This is a genomic window from Kribbella hippodromi, from assembly GCF_039531045.1.
Taxonomy (GTDB): domain Bacteria; phylum Actinomycetota; class Actinomycetes; order Propionibacteriales; family Kribbellaceae; genus Kribbella; species Kribbella hippodromi.
Window position 1 is genome coordinate 36,599 of the sequence record NZ_BAAAPH010000021.1, and the last position, 15,582, is coordinate 52,180.

The following is a 15,582-nucleotide window of genomic DNA, read 5'->3' on the forward strand; positions in this document are numbered from 1 at the left end:
CACCCAACCGCGTCCCACCAAGACGCCCCGCCCCAACCGCGTCCCACCAACCCCGCGCCACCAACCCCGCGCCACCAACCCCGCCCGGGCCTATGTGCTGTTGTGCGGTCGGGCGGTGTGCGGCGGGGCGTACGTGGTGTTGCGCGGCTGGGTGAATGCAACGACGCCTCGGTGGTTGGCCGGGGGCATACGTGCGGTGGGGCGGCGTGCGGTGGGCGTACGTGGTCGTGTGGCCGGATGTACGTGGTGTTGTGGGAGATGGGGGGAGTGGGGCGACGGCTAGGTGGGGTCGGTGGGTAGAGGAGGCGGCCGTGCTGTGAGCGGGTCGGTGCGGATGTGATGGAAGCGGCTGGGCGTGTGCGTCGTGGAGTGCGGGGGACTGGCGGGGTCGATGTTCCGCGGGCATGCGGCCGAGGCGGAACGCAGTGGTGCTTCCCGGTGGATGTGACTCGTGGGTAACATCGGGGGATGGGTAGTCAGGTGTTGGGGTTGTGGGAGCGGTTGCGGGGCGTACCGGGTGGCGTGTGGGTGTTTTCTTTGGGGTTCGCCTGGAAGGCGCCGTACTTTCGGTCGGTTCGGCCTCGGTTTGTGCAGGTGGGGGCGAACTATGCGGCGTTGACCCTGCGGAAGCGGCGGGCGGTGCTGAATCATCTTGGGACCGTGCATGCGATTGCCGTGTGCAACGGGTTGGAGGCGGCGATGGGGGCGCTGGCGGAGGCGACGGTGCCGGCCGGGAAACGATGGTTGCCGAAGGGGATGGAGGTTTCGTACCTGGCCAAGTCGACTTCGGATCTCCTCTGTACGGCGGAGACCGATCCGGGCGCGTGGGAGGGCGGTCCGGATGTGCCGGTACGGGTGCGGGCGACGCGCGACGACGGCACGGTCGTGGTCGAGGGCACCATCCACCTCTGGGTGACCGACAAGAAGTAGGTGACCCAGAGGCGGGCCGAGAGTCCGCGCACGGTTCACCTGCCTGATCTACAACAGCTGGGCGTCCAACGAGCGCAGGACAGCGCGCCGCGCGCGTCGGCTCAGGGGCCGGCCCCTCGGTTGATTGGTTGGCCCCTGAGAATCTCGCGGCCAAACCCACCAGCTCGGGGGCTGGCCCCTCAGACGTCGCAGGACCGGGGCGGGACGGGACGGCGCGGAGCGGGACGGAGCGGGGCGGGACGGCGCGGGGCGGCGCGGTGTGGGGCGGCGCGGTGCGGGACGGCGCGGTGCGGGACGGCGCGGGGCGGCGTGGGGCGGAGCGGGGCGGTGCGGGGCGGTGCGGCGCGGGGCGGCGTGGGGCGGGACGGCGCGGGGCGGTGCGGCGCGGGCGTTGGCTCAGGGGTCGGCCCCTCGGTTGATGGGTTGGCCCCTGAGAATCTTGCGGCCGAACCCACCAGCTCGGGGGTTGGCCCCTCAGACGTCGCAGGACCAGGGCGGGACGGGACGGAGCGGGACGGGACGGAGCAGGACGGGACGGCGCGGGGCGGAGCGGGGCGGTGCGGGGCGGTGCGGCGCGGGCGTTGGCTGAGGGGTCGGCCCCTCGGTTGATGGGTTGGCCCCTGAGAATCTTGCGGCCGAACCCACCAGCTCGGGGGTTGGCCCCTCAGACGTCGCAGGACCAGGGCGGGACGGGACGGAGCGGCGCGAGACGGCGCGGGACGGCGCCGCGCGGGCGTCGGCTGAGGGGCCGGCCCTTCAGTTGATGGGTTGGCCCCTGAGAATCTCGCGGCCAAACCCACCAGCTCGGGGGCTGGCCCCTCAGATGGCGCAGGACCGGGACGGGATGGCGCGGCGCGGCGCGGGTGTGTGGGTGGGCGGCGAGTGCCAGGCGCTGGGTGGTGGCGTGGGGTGGGTGGTTGGGGGTGGGTTGTCTGGGGAGGGCTGGGTTGGGTGGTGGGTGGTTGGGGTAATTGGGCGGCGGGGGTGGGGTGGGGACGTAGGGTCTGGGGGTGACTGGGTTGCGGGTGGTGGATGTTGTTGCGGAGCAGTTGGATGCTGTGTGGGAGGTTCGGGGTCGGTCGTTTGGGCCGGGTGGGGACCGGGAGGAGTGGCAGAAGAACGCGCGTCCGTTCATAGAGGACGGGCGGTTCCTCGGAGTGGTTGATGGGGATCAACTGGTTGCTGCCGCGCGGATCTGGCCGTTTGAGCAGTGGTGGCACGGGCGGCGCGTACCGATGGGTGGTGTGGCCGGTGTTGTGGTCGCGCCGGAGTACCGGGGGCGGGGTGTCGGCAGTCTGCTGATGCGGGGCGTACTGGACCGCTGCGCCGACAAGGGGTACCCGCTGACAGCGCTCTACCCGGCGACGACTGTGCTGTACCGGCATCTGGGGTACGAGTTCGCCGGCAACAGGTACAAGTACACCTTCGAAGCGGCTGATCTGCGGACGCTCGGTGGCAAGAATGTGCCGGTACGGAAGGCGACGAAGGCCGATGCGCAGCTGCTGATGGATCTGGCCGGCCAGTCGCATCAGGCGCGCCGGTCGAGCGGGCCGTTGATTTGGCCGTTGAGTGAGATCGAGTCGTGGCTGGACGACGCGGACAACTTCGCGTACGTGGCCGATGATGGGTTCGTGGTTTACAACTGGTCCGACGGCAACCTGGCGGTGGACGAGCTGATCGCCGGGTCCGAGGAGACCGCTCGCGCGCTGTGGGCGACGGTCGGGTCGGGGGCGTCGATCGCGAAGAGCGTGCATGCGTACTGTGCGCCGTTCGATCCGATTCATCTGACGGCCGAGCATGAGGCGGAGGCGGATACGCGGATCAACCGGTGGATGCTCCGGCTGGTCGACGCTCCGGCCGCGATCGCGGGGCGTGGATTCCCGGCGGGGGTGTCGGCGGAGATCAACCTGCGCATCGACGATCCTGAGCTGCCGAAGAACACCGGCGACTGGCGGCTCTCGGTCGCCGACGGCGCCGGGCGACTCACTCCCGCAGAGTCGTCGGCGAGCACCGCGCGGCTCACCCCAGCAGAGCTGTCGGCGAACACCGCGCGGCTCACGCCAGCAGAGTCGCCTGCGAACACCGCTCGGCCGACGCCGGGCGACCCGTCCGGCGACCCGATCCGCCTTGGGCCACGCGGCCTCGCGGCCTTGTACGCCAGTACGCCAATGGCCACCCTCCGCAGCGCAGGCCTCGCCACCGGCGGCGCATCCGCGCTCGAGTCCGGCACAGCTGCGCGCGGCGCAGGCGCCGTCGGCGCATCCTCTGCCCCGGGCGAAGCAGCAGTGGCCGGAGGCGCGGGCGATGCGGCCGTGCACGCGGGTGGTCCGCAAGCGGCCGCGATTGCGGGTGGGGCGGGAGCGGTCGTGCAGGCGGGTGGCGTGGACGCGGTGCTGGATGGGGTGTTCGGGGGAGCCGAGCCGTACGTGCTCGACTACTTCTGAGCCGCACCCGCGCGACGGCTTCTGAGGCGTACGCCCGCATCTACTTCCCAGGCGTACGTCCACGGCAACTTCTGAGCCGTACGCAGCGACGCCTGCTGTGGTGTCCGGGCTGGACAGCTTCCGGGCCGGTGTGTCGATTTCTGTCCGGGTGTGGCCTCCGACTAGGGTTGTCGAACAAACGTTCGGAGGTGGTCCATGCGGGTGCTCGGCGTCGACCCGGGACTGACTCGGTGTGGCCTCGGGGTGGTCGAGGGGACGCCGGGGAAGCCGCCGGCGCTGGTTGCCGTGGGCGTGATCCGGACGCCGGCCGAGCTGGACGTATCGAAGCGGCTGGTCCGGATCGAGGCCGAGCTGGAGGAGTGGATCGAGCGGCATCAGCCGGACGCGGTCGCGGTCGAGCGGGTGTTCGCGCAGCACAACGTGCGGACGGTGATGGGTACGGCGCAGGCGTCCGGGGTGGCGATGGTGGTTGCCGCGCGGCGCGGGTTGCCGGTGGCGCTGCATACGCCGAGTGAGGTGAAGGCGGCGGTCACCGGGTCCGGGCGGGCGGACAAGGAGCAGGTGACGACGATGGTCACCCGGATTCTGCGGCTGAGCGAGCGGCCGACGCCGGCTGACGCGGCGGATGCGCTGGCGCTCGCGATCTGTCATGTTTGGCGCGGTGCTGTGACCAGCAAGCTGCAGCAGGCCGCCGCGAGCCGGTCCAACCTGGAAGCCGCCGCCGAAGCACAGTCCCGTCTGCAGGTCGCACGCCTTAGAGCCGCAGTCGCCGCCCAGCAAGGAAAACGATGAGCACCGGGCAACGCACCGCCTGCACGCCAAAAGCCGAAGAGGGACGGCAGGCGGCGGGGGATGCCGCGGGTTGGGGCAGTGGTGGGTTTGGTTTTGAAGGGTTTGGTGGTTGGTGATGATCGCGTTCGTGCGGGGGCCGGTGGCGGCTGTCGGGGTCGACAGTGCTGTGGTCGAGGTCGGCGGGGTCGGGCTGCTGGTGTACTGCGATCCGGGCACGCTGGCCGGGCTGCGGCCGGGGCAGGAGGCCCGGATTTCCACCTCGATGGTGGTCCGTGAGGATTCCCTGACGCTGTACGGGTTCGCCGACGACGACGCCAAGCAGACCTTCGAGCTGCTGCAGACTGCCTCGGGTGTGGGTCCGAAGCTGGCTCAGGCAGCCCTCGCGGTGCTGAGTCCGGACCAGCTGCGGCACGCGGTCGCGACAGAGGATCTCGCCGTGCTGGTGAAGGTCCCGGGCATCGGTAAGAAGGGTGCGCAGCGGATCGTGCTCGAGCTGAAGGACAGGATCGGCGCGCCGTCCAAGACGGTGACGGGCCGGCCGCTGCAGGCGCAGGAGGCCTGGCGGGATCAGGTGCAGGCTGGGTTGGTCGGCCTCGGCTGGTCCGCACGGGACGCGGAGGACGCGGTCACCGCGGTCTCGCCACTCGCCGCCGACAACCCCAACCCGTCAGTACCCGACCTGCTCCGCGCCGCCCTCCGCGTGCTCTCCAAGGCGTAATCGATGGAAGACAACGTACGGCCGCTGGTTTCCGCGGATGCCGTCGACCTCGAGGAACGAAAGATCGAGTCCGCGCTGCGCCCGCGTACGCTCTCCGAATTCGGCGGGCAGCGGCGGGTCAGCGAGCAGCTCGAGCTGGTACTGCACGCGGCCCGCGGCCGGAACCGTACGCCTGACCATGTGCTGCTCTCCGGCCCGCCCGGGCTCGGGAAGACGACGCTCGCGATGATCATCGCCGCCGAGATGTCCGCGCCGCTGCGCGTGACCAGCGGCCCGGCGATCCAGCACGCGGGTGACCTGGCCGCGATCCTGTCGGGGCTGAGCGAGGGCGAAGTGCTGTTCCTGGACGAGATCCACCGGATGTCTCGGCCGGCCGAAGAGCTGCTGTACATGGCGATGGAGGACTTCCGGGTCGACGTGATCGTCGGCAAGGGGCCGGGCGCGACCGCGATTCCGCTGGAGATTCCGCCGTTCACGCTGGTCGGCGCGACCACCCGGGCCGGGCTGCTGCCGGGTCCGCTGCGGGACCGGTTCGGGTTCACCGGGCATCTGGAGTTCTACGAGGCGGCCGAGCTGGAGAAGATCGTGAACCGGTCGGCGGCGCTGCTGGAGGTCGACATCACCGCGGAAGGCGCGACCGAGATCGCGTCCCGTTCCCGCGGTACGCCCCGGATCGCGAACCGGCTGCTCCGCCGGGTCCGCGACTACGCCGAGGTCCGCGCGGACGGAATCATCACGCTCGCGCTGTCGAAGGCGGCCCTGGATCTCTACGAGGTCGACAAGATGGGCTTGGACCGGCTCGACCGGTCGGTGCTGGATGCGCTTTGCCGGCGGTTCGGCGGTGGTCCGGTCGGTCTTTCCACGCTCGCGGTTGCGGTCGGCGAAGAACGTGAGACCGTGGAGGAGGTGGCCGAACCGTTCCTGGTCCGGTCGGGCTATCTGGCGCGTACGCCGCGCGGCCGCGTCGCGACGCCCGCCGCCTGGCGGCACATCGGCCTCAAGGTACCGAAGGGCGCGACCTTCGCGGACACGCTCTTCGAGACCGACGAGGACTGAAACGCCGGCCAGGACCAACCGGCCAGGACCGAATCGGCCGGAACCGAAGAAGTTTCGACCGCAACTGAACAGCGGAGCGCCGGGAACGACTGCCGGTGCCGGTACGTAGACACTGAGTACACCTTGAGTCGCCCCGCATTGACACCGCGTGGCGAGTAACGCAAACGTGACCCGGTGTCATGAGGCACTTGTTGCCGCTCAGGGTTAGACTCCCCGGTGGCCTGACCTGCAGGTCATTCCGCTGCGACCTGCGCGCTTCAGCAGAGCGTGCCGGACGCCCGTACACCCGACCCGACGAAGGATTTTGAGACCCGATGCAACTCCTCGCCGTACCGATGGCCTCCTCCGGGGGTGGCGGCATCACGCTGCTGCTGCCGCTGATCCTGATCGTCGGAATGATTTGGTTCATGAGCCGCACGCAGCGCAAGCAGCGTGACCGGCAGGCAAAGACGGTCGCCGCGCTCACCCCGGGTACCAAGGTGATCACCACCAGCGGGATGGTCGGCATCGTCGAAGAGACCGACGACGAGTACGTGACGCTGGAGATCTCCGACGGCGTGCTGATCCAGGTCGTCAAGGCCGCGATCGGCCGGGTGATCCCGGAAGAGGACACCGCCGACGAGGTCACCGCTGCCGAGGCCACCCCGGCCGCCGCCGACGACGCCGACCAGGCTGACCACGCTGCCGGCAAGCCGGAGGCCGAGAAGGTCGACGTCCCGGACACGGCGCGCGACCAGGCCGCGGAGAAGGCGGACGGCAAGGTGCAGGACGCGCCGAAGCTGCCGCCGACGCACACCGAGAACTGATTTCCGTCCCAACGGCCTGCGGCGCGATGTTCGGCGTCCTGTGATGATCCGAAGCCTGTGATGATCCAGTGACGGTGTGGCGCGCCCAGAAGTACAAAGGTTGAAACTGACGTGGCAACGAGTTCACCCACCCGCCCCGGGCGGAGCCTGATCGCCTTGGCGGTGGTCGTGGTCCTGCTGTTCGGGATCATGGCGCTGACCAAGACCTGGAAGCCCAAGCTCGGCCTGGACCTGCGGGGTGGTACCACCATCACGCTGACCGCCAGCACGCTCGACGGCAGCGGGAAGGTGACCGCCGACCAGCTGAACGAGGCCAAGAACATCATCGGCCAGCGGGTCAACGGTGCCGGTGTCGCGGAGTCCGACATCACCACCTCCGGTGGAACCCACATCAATGTGGCGGTCCCCGGTGCCACGAAGGAATCCCTGGTGGATCAGGTCGGCCAGACCGCCCTGCTCTACTTCCGGATCGTCTACAGCGCGGACCAGGTCGCCCCGGCGCCGACGCCGAGCACGACCCCGAAGCCCAGTACGACCCCGAAGGCCAGTACGACGCCGAAGCCGAGTGCCACGGTCAAGCCCGGCACTCCGAGCAGCACGCCGAAGGGCCGGGCCTGGAGCAGCGTGCTCGCCGCCGCGACGCCGACGCCGACTCCGAGCGCCACGCCGAAGCCCAGCACCACGCCGAAGCCCAGCACGCCGGCCGCGACGCCAAGCACGCCGGCCACGGACGGCGATCCGCTGAAGTACACGCCGGATGCCGCCACGCAGGCCGGGTTCGCGGCGTTCAAGTGCGGTGACAAGCAGAGCGACGCTCCGGACAAGCCGCTGTTCTCCTGCGACCGGAACAAGCAGTACAAGTACCTGCTCGGCCCGGCGATCATGGCCGGTACGGACCTGTCCGACGCCAGCGCCGCGATCCCGCAGAACGGCCTGCAGTGGCAGGTCAACCTGAAGTTCACCGGTGCCGGTGGCGACAAGTTCCTGAAGGCCACCACCGCGATCTCGCAGCGCGGCCAGGGCCAGAACCTGTTCGCGATCGTGCTGGACGGCGAGACCATCTCGACCCCGAGCGTGAACAACCCGATCCCGGGCGGTCAGGCCGAGATCACCGGTACGTTCACCGAGGCCGAGGCCCGCGACCTGGCGAACGTGCTGAAGTACGGTTCGCTGCCGGTCAAGTTCGACATCTCCTCGGTGGAGACGGTGTCGGCGCAGCTCGGTGGCGACCAGCTGTCCGCGGGCATCTGGGCCGGCCTGATCGGCCTCGGCCTGGTGGTGCTGTTCTGCTTCCTGTACTACCGCGGCCTCGGCCTGGTCGTCGTCCTGTCCCTCGGCGCCGCCGGTGTCCTGACCGGGGCGCTGGTGATCCTGCTCGGCAAGGCGATCGGGTTCACCCTGACGCTGGCCGGTATCGCCGGCCTGATCGTTGCCGTCGGCATCACCGCGGACTCGTTCATCATCTACTTCGAACGGCTCCGGGACGAAGTGCGGGAGGGCCGCAGTCTGCGCTCCTCGGTGGAGACCGGCTGGGCCCGCGCCAAGCACACCATCATCGCGGCCGACTCGATCTCGCTGCTCGCCGCGATCGTCCTGTACGTGCTGGCGATCGGCAGCGTCCGTGGCTTCGCGTTCACGCTCGGCCTGACCACGCTGATCGACCTGGTGGTGGTCTTCCTGTTCACCAAGCCGGTGGTCACGCTGCTGGCCCGGACCGACTTCTTCGGCCACGGACACAAGCTGTCCGGTCTCGATCCCGAGCATCTCGGCGTCGAACGCCTGCCCGGGCAGACGAAACCGTCGGCCCGGCCGGTGCGGAAGCCGAAGACGCCGTCGACGCGCAAGCCGGTGGGAGGCGAGATCTGATGTCGAAGCTCGGACAGATCGGTGCCAAGCTGCACCGCGGTGAGGTCTCCTACGACTTCATCGGTCACCGCAAGTTCTGGTTCGGCCTCTCGATCGCGCTGGTCGTGATCTCGCTGGGCGGCCTGTTCGCCCGCGGCCTGGCGCTCGGTATCGAGTTCCGCGGCGGCGTCGAGTACGAGGCGAAGACCCAGGTCACCGACGCCACCGTGCAGAACTTCGGCGATGTGGTGAAGGCGACCAACGCCAAGGGCCTCGGCGACCCGGTCGTGACCACGATCAACAACGACAAGGTCCGGATTCAGACCAAGCCGCTGGACCAGAACGACATCGGCCGGGTCCGGGACGCGATCGCCAAGCAGGCCGGCGTACCGTCCGATCAGGTGACGTCCCAGCAGATCGGGGCGTCCTGGGGCCAGCAGATCGCCGACAAGGCGATCGTCGCGCTGATCGTGTTCCTGGTCCTGGTGTTCGCGGTGATCTGGCTGTACTTCCGGGAGGCGAAAGCCTCGATGGCGGCGATCATCGCGCTGATCCACGACGTCACGATCACCGTCGGGGTGTACGCGCTGATCGGCTTCGACGTGACGCCCGCGACCGTGATCGGCGTCCTGACGATTCTCGGTTACTCCCTGTACGACACCGTGGTCGTGTTCGACAAGGTCCGCGAGAACACTCGCGGTATCACCGGGTCGAACCGGTTCACGTACTCGGACGCCACCAACCTGGCCGTGAACCAGACGGTGGTCCGGTCGATCAACACCACGGTCACCGCGCTGCTTCCGGTCGGCGCGATTCTGGTCGTCGGTACGGTCGTGCTCGGTACCGGCCCGCTGAAGGACCTTTCGCTGGCACTGTTCGTCGGTATCGCCGTCGGTGCGTACTCGTCGATCTTCATCGCCCCGTCGCTGCTCGCGGTCTTCAAGGAGCGCGAGCCGGGCATGCAGGCGCTGAGCAAGCGGGTGGCCTCGAAGAAGGCGCAGGCAGCTGCCGCCGCGGCCGCTCCGGCGGCGGTTGCGACCGCCGGCGCCGCGTCCCGTACCGCGGTCCAGGACACGCCGCGGAAGGCGGAGCGGGCCACTGGCTCGGTGCCGACGCCGTCGTCGCGGCCGATGAAGGCGACCGCGGCCGGACGCCCGCAGCCCACCCGCAAGCCGCGCTCGAAGCGCGGTAAGTGATGCGGACGCTGGAGCAGGTCCTCACCGACGGCATCCGGGACATTCCGGACTACCCGAAGCCGGGGGTGGTGTTCAAGGACATCACCCCGCTGCTGGCCGACCACACCGGGTTCACCCAGGTGGTGGAGGCGCTGGCGGCGTTCGGCAAGGACGACGACGGGAACCCGGTCGTCGACAAGGTGGTCGGGATCGAGGCGCGCGGGTTCATCCTGGCCGCCCCGGTCGCGCTCGCGCTCGGCGCCGGGTTCGTGCCGGTACGAAAGAAAGGCAAGTTGCCGGCGGCGACGTACGAGGAGTCGTACGCGCTGGAGTACGGCGAGGCAACGATCGAAGTACACCAGGACGCGTTCGTACCCGGTGATCGCGTGCTGGTCATCGACGACGTACTCGCCACCGGTGGCACCGTCGAGGCGTGCCTGCGGCTGATCCGCCGCTGCGACGCCAAGGTGCTCGGCACCGCGGTTCTGCTCGAGTTGTCGTTCCTGCCGGGACGTGAGCGCCTGCAGGGCGAGGAAGTCAGCTCTCTCCTCACCGTCTGAGTCACCCTTCACCAGCTGAGACACCGGATCCGGCCGCGTCAGACCGACGCGGCCGGATCGTTGCCTTCCGGTAAGTATTTTCCGAACAGGCCGTGACGTTTCGTTGACCCGGCGTGTTATCCACAGGTGGGTCTGCCGCGTTGGGCGCGGGCCTCTAGACTGGTGGTCTGTCGGCGGAGGGACACAACGTGGGCGAAGACCCGGCGATGACTTCAGCGGTACCAAATGCAGTACCGCCGGAGCCTCCGCGCGCGCCGTCACCGGTGCGCCCGGCGCCCGTGTCGTCGCCGCCCCCCGGCCAGCAACCGCCACGGATCGCTCCGGCCCGGGTCCGCGCCCGGCTGGCCCGCCTCGGCGGCACCCGGCATCCGAACCGGGCACCGATGCTCGAACCGCTGTTCCGGGTGGTCCGCGCGACCCACCCGAAGGCCGATCTCGGCATGATCGAGCGGGCGTACCGGACGGCGGAGAAGTACCACACCGGCCAGATGCGCAAGAGCGGTGACGCGTACATTACGCATCCGCTCGCCGTCGCCACCATCCTGGCCGAGCTCGGTATGACCGCGACCACGCTCTGCGCGGCGCTGCTGCACGACACGGTCGAGGACACGCCGTACACGGTCGAGGATCTGACCCGTGACTTCGGCGAAGAGATCGCGATGCTGGTCGACGGTGTCACCAAGCTGGACAAGGTCCGGTACGGCGAGTCCGCGCAGGCCGAGACCATCCGCAAGATGGTGGTCGCGATGTCTAAGGACATCCGGGTCCTGGTGATCAAGCTGTCCGACCGGCTGCACAACATGCGTACGCTCGGCTCGCTCCGGCAGGAGAAGCAGGAGCGGATCGCCCGCGAGACGCTGGAGATCTACGCCCCGCTGGCGCACCGGCTGGGTATGAACACGATCAAGTGGGAGCTCGAGGACCTGGCGTTCTCGACCTTGCACCCAAAGGTGTACGACGAGATCGTCCGCCTGGTCGCCGAGCGCGCGCCGTCCCGGGACGAGTACCTGGCGACGGTGATCGACCAGGTCCACGAGGACCTGCGCTCGGCGAAGGTGAAGGCCACCGTCACCGGCCGGCCGAAGCACTACTACTCGATCTACCAGAAGATGATCGTCCGCGGCCGCGAGTTCGGCGACATCTACGACCTGGTCGGCATCCGGGTCCTGGTCGAGTCGGTCCGGGACTGCTACGCCGCCCTCGGCATCATGCACGCGCGCTGGAACCCGGTCCCGGGCCGGTTCAAGGACTACATCGCGATGCCGAAGTTCAACATGTACCAGTCGCTGCACACCACGGTGATCGGTCCGCAGGGCAAGCCGGTCGAGCTGCAGATCCGCTCGTTCTCGATGCACCGCCGGGCCGAGTACGGGATCGCCGCGCACTGGAAGTACAAGGAGGACCCGACCTCCGCGGTGCCGGCCACGCCGAGCACCGACATCGGCGGGCCGAACGACATGCCCTGGGTGCGGCAGCTCGTCGACTGGCAGCGCGAGACGTCGGACCCGTCCGAGTTCCTGGACTCGCTGCGCTTCGAGATCAACAACGCCGAGGTGTACGTGTTCACGCCGCGCGGTGACGTGATGTCACTGCCGGTGGGATCGTCGCCGGTCGACTTCGCGTATGCGGTGCACACCGAGGTCGGGCACCGCTGTATCGGCGCCCGGGTGAACGGGCGGCTGGTGCCGCTGGAGAGCACGCTCGAGAACGGTGACGTCGTCGAGGTGTTCACCTCGAAGGCGCAGGGCGCGGGGCCGTCGCGCGACTGGCTGACGTTCGTCAAGAGCCCGCGGGCGCGGAACAAGATCAAGCACTGGTTCTCCAAGGAGCGCCGGGACGAGGCGATCGAGCACGGCAAGGACGCGATCGCGAAGCAGCTCCGCAAGGAGGGCCTGCCGCTGCAGCGGCTGCTGTCGCACGAAACGCTGACCGCAGTGGCGAACTCGCTGCGCTACCCGGACGTCACCGGTCTGTATGCCGCCGTTGGCGAGCAGCATGTGAGCGCGCAGGCGGTCGTACGCCGATTGATCGAGACGTACGGTGGCGAGGAAGGCGCGGCCGAGGACCTGGCCGAAGGCTTGCGGCTGCCGCAGTCGCGCGAGCGGCGGAAGCGGACCGCGCGCGGCGACGCCGGGGTGATCGTCAAGGGCGCGACCGACGTGCTCTCGAAGCTGGCCCGGTGCTGTACTCCGGTGCCTGGTGACGAGATCATCGGCTGGATCACCCGGGGCGCGGGCGTCTCCGTACACCGGGCGGACTGCGCCAACGTGGAGAACCTGAAGACCCAGCCGGAGCGGATCGTCGAGGTCGAGTGGGCGCCTACTGCTCAATCGGTGTTCTTGGTGGCTATCCAGGTCGAGGCGCTGGATCGGGCGCGGTTGCTGTCCGATATCACGCGAGTGTTGTCGGACTACCACGTGAATATTTTGTCGGCGGCGCTGACTACTACGCGGGACCGGATTGCGAAGTCTCGGTTTACGTTTGAGATGGGCGATCCGACGCATCTGGGTCATGTGTTGAAGGCCGTGCGGTCGGTGGAGGGCGTGTTCGACGTTTACCGGGTGACGCAGTAGGTTCGCTCGCTGGTTGGGCGGGGTGCTCGGTGCGGTACCTCCGTCCGCGTTTGGGCGGGCGGGGGAGACTGCGGGTATGGGTGGTTTCGGGCGACGGGTGTTGTTGATCGGTGGTGCTGGGGCGCTGGCGGGATGTGGTGCTTCCAGCGGCCACACTTCAACGCCTTCACCTTCTAGGGCGCCGGGCAGTTCGCCGGACTTCTCACCCTCGCCCTCACCGGTCTCCTCACCCTCGGCGTCTGCGTCCTCGGCACCTTCCACGTCCGCGCCGGCTGTTGCTTTGCCTGCGGTCCGGGCGTGGACTCCCGGTGCGGGTGAGATCGAGCCGGAGGCGAAGGCGGTTGCCGTCGCGGCGGTGGTGAAGCTGCTGCATCCGGCCGGTACGCGGGCCGCGGTCGACGTGATCGACGCCCAGTACGGCGGCATCCTGACCGACACGGCCAGCGTGCTCGTACCGTGCCGCGTCTACACCATCTCCGGCGGCAAGCTGATGACCGGCGGCACCACAGTCGACGTACGCCTCAGCAAATCCAACGGCACTTGGCGAGTCACCGCACTGCACCCGGCCCAGCCCGGCAAGGCGATCACCGGACTGTCGACCGCGGCCCGGCAGGTGCTGAGCAGCGGGCAGATCACCCTCCCGCCCGCCTCAGCCGCCGACATCCGCTCCGGCCAGGTCCACGACAGCGTCCTGACCACGATGCTGGAACTCGCCAAGACGTACCGAATCGGCATCAGCGTGATCCGCTCCGGCCATCCGCTCGACGTCTTCGGCACGACCCGCCCGAGCGATCACCCGCGCGGCCGAGCCTTCGACACCTGGCAAATCAACGGCCATCCGGTGGTGTCGCCAACGACTTCTCGATCGCTTGTCACCGGCTACATGCGTGCGGCCGAATCCATTGGTTCGTACAACGTTGGCGGCCCCTATCAGTTGAGCGGCGCCGCGTTCTTCTCCGACCGTACGCATCACGACCACGTACACGCCGGCTTCCGCAGCTAGTCCCATTCCCAAGCGAGGCCGATCGTCCCGGCGGTGGCGGCGGGCTCGATCAGGTGGGCGCGGTTGTCCGGGGTGAGCAACAGTTCGCGGTGTACGAGGTTGGGGCCGCCGCTGTGGCGACGGCGTAGTTCATGGACGCGGACCGGGAGCGCCGTACGCTCGAACTGCACCTCCAGTACGTAGTGCATGCCGCCCCATTCGCTGAACCGTTGATAGTCGGTGGACGGCAGGCCGGTACGGTCCTCGATCTCGTAATGCACGACCGCGGTTTCACCGATCGCGAGCACCCGGTCGAGGAGCAGTTCGCCGAGCAGCGCGCCGGCTTCGGGGGAGCGGGCGATCCGGCCGGTACGGCATCCGCTCAGCGCCCGCAGGGTGAATCCTTCGGCATCGGAGCCGGGTTCGCCTTGGTGCGCGATGATCAGCCGATCGACCGGTTGGACGGCGACCACGCTCTGGATCACGCGCCGCCGGTACGCGCTCCGGTCCGCACCGAGACAGACCTCCTCCAGTACGGTGACGTTGCGCAGCCGGCCGTGGGCGTCGCGGCGGAGCCGGTCGAGCATCCGGGTGAGCGCCTCGGCGTAGTGCACAACCGCGTACGGCTGTGGTGCCGTGCTCGGCTCGCCGCGATGCAGCGGAATCCGTACCGTCAGCCAGCCGGTGGGCAGCCGGAGCAGCTCCTCCAGCGCGGTGATGATGGCCAGCGAGTCCTCGCGGGGGATTCGCCGGCCGCTCTGCCAGGTGCTGAGGGTCGCGACGCCGACGTGCAGGCCGCGGTCGGCGAGGTGCGTACGAAGACGGCTCAGCGCCAGCCCACGCTGGGCGATCGCCTGCCGCAACGCGTCCGCGAACGACGCATCCGGGGTGACTTCGGGGGCTGAGGGTGCTGAGGCTCGGGTCATGGGCGGACTCCTTTGGGGCAGTGTAAACATTCACAGCACTGTCCGGCACTGGTTCGTCACGCGCTGTTCACGGTCCGTCGACGTTCACAACCGGCCGTACGCCCCGGGTCAGGCGCTTGCCGCCGCGTACCGGCGTCCTGACGATGGACTCCGCCCAACTCTCCGCTCGAAGGAGGACCCATGCGAAGGCTCCGCCCCAGCCGCCCGCGCCGCCCACTCTGGTCGTTGCTGATGGCCACAATCCTCGGCCTGGCGACGCTCGCGCCACTCGCCCCGACGGCCTCGGCCGCACCCGGCAGCTGGTACCTGAACGTCACCGGCCAGGCCCAGCAGAAGACGAACTGGTGCTGGGCAGCCACCGGCAACAGCATCGCCGCGTACTACGGCCGCTCGTACTCGCAGAACCAGTTCTGCAACCTGGCGTTCGGGTACAACACGAATGCGACTTGTCCGAACAATCAGGCTTCGCTCGCCAATGACCAGCGCGCGTTCGGCGCGATCGGGATCAGTACCGGGAACTACGTTTCGTCCACGCTCAGCTTCAGCACCATCGTCACCGAAATCGCGGCCGGGCGACCGGTGATGACGCGGATCGGGTGGAGCTCGGGTGGCGGTCACATGATGGACATCATCGGGTACGACTCGTCCGATTCCACCATCGAGTACTACAACCCGTGGCCGGACGACTCCCGCTACAACTACTCGACGTACAACTGGTACCGCTCGAACTCCCAGTTCACCTGGACGCACTCCCTCTACCGGATAGGAGCCTGAC

Annotated in this window: 13 protein-coding genes; 12 read left to right on the forward strand and 1 reads right to left on the reverse strand. The window is 68.9% G+C overall.

Annotated features, from left to right (window positions below; all coding sequences use genetic code 11):
- Window positions 1–468 precede the first annotated feature (468 nt).
- The 11 genes from ABD260_RS28125 (at window position 469) to ABD260_RS28175 (ending at window position 13,902) form a co-directional block, all read left to right on the forward strand.
- Entirely contained in the window at window positions 469–930 is a 462-nt protein-coding gene (locus tag ABD260_RS28125; RefSeq protein WP_344238151.1) for a hotdog fold domain-containing protein, read from the forward strand.
- A 1,010-nt stretch (window positions 931–1,940) separates the two neighbouring features.
- Window positions 1,941–3,374 (forward strand): GNAT family N-acetyltransferase, encoded by a 1,434-nt coding sequence (locus ABD260_RS28130; protein WP_344238153.1) that lies wholly within the window; start codon window positions 1,941–1,943, stop codon window positions 3,372–3,374.
- 195 nt (window positions 3,375–3,569) lie between these two features.
- A complete protein-coding gene (gene ruvC / locus ABD260_RS28135) occupies window positions 3,570–4,166 on the forward strand; it encodes a crossover junction endodeoxyribonuclease RuvC (protein ID WP_344238155.1) in 597 nt (198 codons plus the stop codon).
- Between the two features lie 115 nt (window positions 4,167–4,281).
- A complete protein-coding gene (ruvA, locus tag ABD260_RS28140) occupies window positions 4,282–4,884 on the forward strand; it encodes a Holliday junction branch migration protein RuvA (protein WP_344238157.1) in 603 nt (200 codons plus the stop codon).
- A gap of 3 nt (window positions 4,885–4,887) precedes the next feature.
- On the forward strand, window positions 4,888–5,940 hold the full coding sequence (ruvB, locus tag ABD260_RS28145; protein ID WP_344238159.1) for a Holliday junction branch migration DNA helicase RuvB: 1,053 nt from the start codon (window positions 4,888–4,890) through the stop codon (window positions 5,938–5,940).
- A 314-nt stretch (window positions 5,941–6,254) separates the two neighbouring features.
- Window positions 6,255–6,746 carry a preprotein translocase subunit YajC gene (gene yajC, locus ABD260_RS28150; protein ID WP_344238161.1) on the forward strand — a complete coding sequence of 164 codons (492 nt, stop codon included), beginning with the start codon at window positions 6,255–6,257 and terminating at the stop codon, window positions 6,744–6,746.
- 111 nt (window positions 6,747–6,857) lie between these two features.
- Window positions 6,858–8,612, forward strand: a complete 1,755-nt coding sequence (secD, locus tag ABD260_RS28155) for a protein translocase subunit SecD (protein ID WP_344238163.1) — start codon at window positions 6,858–6,860, stop codon at window positions 8,610–8,612.
- Complete coding sequence (gene secF, locus ABD260_RS28160) at window positions 8,612–9,787, forward strand: protein translocase subunit SecF (protein WP_344238165.1); 1,176 nt, start codon at window positions 8,612–8,614, stop codon at window positions 9,785–9,787. The genes secD and secF overlap by 1 nt, the downstream gene beginning before the upstream one ends.
- Window positions 9,787–10,326, forward strand: a complete 540-nt coding sequence (locus ABD260_RS28165) for an adenine phosphoribosyltransferase (RefSeq protein WP_344238167.1) — start codon at window positions 9,787–9,789, stop codon at window positions 10,324–10,326. Before secF ends, ABD260_RS28165 begins: the two co-directional genes overlap by 1 nt.
- Window positions 10,327–10,709: 383 nt before the next feature.
- Window positions 10,710–12,899, forward strand: coding sequence for a RelA/SpoT family protein (locus tag ABD260_RS28170; RefSeq protein ID WP_344238382.1), 2,190 nt, complete (start codon window positions 10,710–10,712; stop codon window positions 12,897–12,899).
- Window positions 12,900–13,179: 280 nt separating this feature from the next.
- Window positions 13,180–13,902 (forward strand): hypothetical protein, encoded by a 723-nt coding sequence (locus ABD260_RS28175; protein ID WP_344238169.1) that lies wholly within the window; start codon window positions 13,180–13,182, stop codon window positions 13,900–13,902.
- On the opposite strand, the gene ABD260_RS28180 is transcribed toward ABD260_RS28175, so the two are convergent.
- Window positions 13,899–14,807, reverse strand: a complete 909-nt coding sequence (locus ABD260_RS28180; RefSeq protein ID WP_344238171.1) for a hypothetical protein — start codon at window positions 14,805–14,807, stop codon at window positions 13,899–13,901. The genes ABD260_RS28175 and ABD260_RS28180 overlap by 4 nt on opposite strands.
- A 180-nt stretch (window positions 14,808–14,987) precedes the next feature.
- Between ABD260_RS28180 and ABD260_RS28185 the strand changes: the two genes are divergently transcribed.
- Window positions 14,988–15,581, forward strand: a complete 594-nt coding sequence (locus tag ABD260_RS28185; protein WP_344238173.1) for a papain-like cysteine protease family protein — start codon at window positions 14,988–14,990, stop codon at window positions 15,579–15,581.
- Window position 15,582 lies beyond the last annotated feature (1 nt).

Bases quoted from the DNA above. Each gene is read 5' to 3' on its own strand.
- secF (WP_344238165.1), top strand. From the start codon at position 8,612: ATGTCGAAGCTCGGACAGATCGGTGCCAAGCTGCACCGCGGTGAGGTC.
- ABD260_RS28125 (WP_344238151.1), top strand. From the start codon at position 469: ATGGGTAGTCAGGTGTTGGGGTTGTGGGAGCGGTTGCGGGGCGTACCG.
- ABD260_RS28165 (WP_344238167.1), top strand. From the start codon at position 9,787: ATGCGGACGCTGGAGCAGGTCCTCACCGACGGCATCCGGGACATTCCG.
- ruvA (WP_344238157.1), top strand. From the start codon at position 4,282: ATGATCGCGTTCGTGCGGGGGCCGGTGGCGGCTGTCGGGGTCGACAGT.
- ruvB (WP_344238159.1), top strand. From the start codon at position 4,888: ATGGAAGACAACGTACGGCCGCTGGTTTCCGCGGATGCCGTCGACCTC.
- ABD260_RS28185 (WP_344238173.1), top strand. From the start codon at position 14,988: ATGCGAAGGCTCCGCCCCAGCCGCCCGCGCCGCCCACTCTGGTCGTTG.
- yajC (WP_344238161.1), top strand. From the start codon at position 6,255: ATGCAACTCCTCGCCGTACCGATGGCCTCCTCCGGGGGTGGCGGCATC.
- ABD260_RS28180 (WP_344238171.1), bottom strand. From the start codon at position 14,807: ATGACCCGAGCCTCAGCACCCTCAGCCCCCGAAGTCACCCCGGATGCG.
- ruvC (WP_344238155.1), top strand. From the start codon at position 3,570: ATGCGGGTGCTCGGCGTCGACCCGGGACTGACTCGGTGTGGCCTCGGG.
- ABD260_RS28170 (WP_344238382.1), top strand. From the start codon at position 10,710: ATGCTCGAACCGCTGTTCCGGGTGGTCCGCGCGACCCACCCGAAGGCC.